This is a genomic window from Salinibacterium sp., assembly GCF_031364185.1.
In the GTDB taxonomy this organism is placed as follows: domain Bacteria; phylum Actinomycetota; class Actinomycetes; order Actinomycetales; family Microbacteriaceae; genus Rhodoglobus.
The window spans coordinates 1-1410 of sequence record NZ_JANLVV010000384.1 but is presented as its reverse complement, the minus strand read 5'-3'; the positions used below and the strand labels follow the sequence as shown (position 1 = coordinate 1410).

1 protein-coding gene is annotated in these 1410 nt (G+C 63.4%); it reads right to left on the bottom strand.

Annotation, left to right across the window (positions count from 1 at the left end; all coding sequences use genetic code 11):
- The coding region (locus RMN95_RS16555; protein ID WP_309618004.1) for a DUF222 domain-containing protein at window positions 1–1325 on the bottom strand (1325 nt) is incomplete at its 3' end.
- Window positions 1326–1410 lie beyond the last annotated feature (85 nt).

The following is a 1410-nucleotide window of genomic DNA, read 5'->3' as shown; positions in this document are numbered from 1 at the left end:
GCCGCGCCGTTGTGGGTGGGTGGTGTTAGCCAGTATGTGCCGTTGCTTCGGGCGTGAATGGTCCATCCGTTGGCGTGGAGTTGCATGTGGTGGAACCGGCACAGGGTGATGCCGTTGGCGAGGGTGGTGTTGGTGCCGTTGAAGGCGTTGATGTGGTGTGCTTCGACGAATTGGGCGGGTTTATCGCATTCGTCCCAGGCGCAGCCGTTCCATTGGGCGGTCAGTGCTGCTCTCTGACGCACGCTGTGTAGTCGTTGGGTGCGCCCGACATCGATAGCGGTGTTGCCGTTGAAGAGGATGGGGAGCATCCCCGTGAGGCAGATGTGTCGTTCGGCGGTCTGGATGCTGACCAGCGCCGATTGTCCCTCGAAGTGCGCCATGCCGGTGCCGGTCTTCAGCGACTCGGCCTGCACGTGCACCCGCACGGCGGGAGATTTCTGGCCAAAGATAGTGGGGGCGTCGGCGGCGCGGGTGGCGAGTTGGACGATGTCGACGAGGGTGTCGAGGGCGAGTTGGTTGTTGCTGCGGGGGTCATCAAGCATGCTCTTGGCCCGCTGCACGTCGGCGGGGTCGATAAATCGTGGCCCGCCGCGGCGCGGTGACAGGGCGGTGGCAAGAGCGCCGACGATAACAGCAGCGGATTCCGGGTCAAGTAGTGCGCTCAGCCTGGTCATGCCGTCGGAGTTCTGAAACCAGGTCAGGGAACGCTTCGATAGGCGGTGTGCCTCCAGGTCAGCCACCGAACCCAAGTCGAGCTGGGCCCGGGCGGTGCGAGCGGCTTTGGCGATGTCTTCCGGTGCCGCCGCACCGATACCCGTGGAAGCGCCCGCGCGGGAAACCAGCACGGTGGCAACAGCACCTAGATCGGCACCGGTGACCGTCTCGGAAGGCTTACCCAACCCACTCATGATGGCCGCAGCGCCGGCTACCGACAGGGTGCCGTCGGTGACCGCGCCAGCCACGGTGGTAAGCCACCCGGATTCGCCGCTGTGCACCGAGTCGAGAGCTGTCCCGGCGGTGATCATGGCGCGAGCATCGGAGAAGCTGACTCCCGTGAGCTTCTGGATCACTTTCTCAGGCGACGACAGACCCGTGCGTGCCGCAAGCCCCTGCTGGCCGAGGGCACGATCGGATCGTCGAGCTATCTCGCAGGCGATCACGGCAGAACTGGCATCCACCCGCCGACGGGCCGCACCCAACTCGCTCTGTAACGCCAACAACTGCACATCAGCCAGATCGCCGACCCCCGCCACCGACGGCAACACGATGGGCAACACGATGGGCAACACGATGATCGTGTCGCTGACAGAGCTGATCCGGGCCATGCCCAAGGATAGCAGAAATCGAACACAAATACTAGTATTATCGACACCACTGGGCTACAATTCGAACATGACTTCGATACAACAA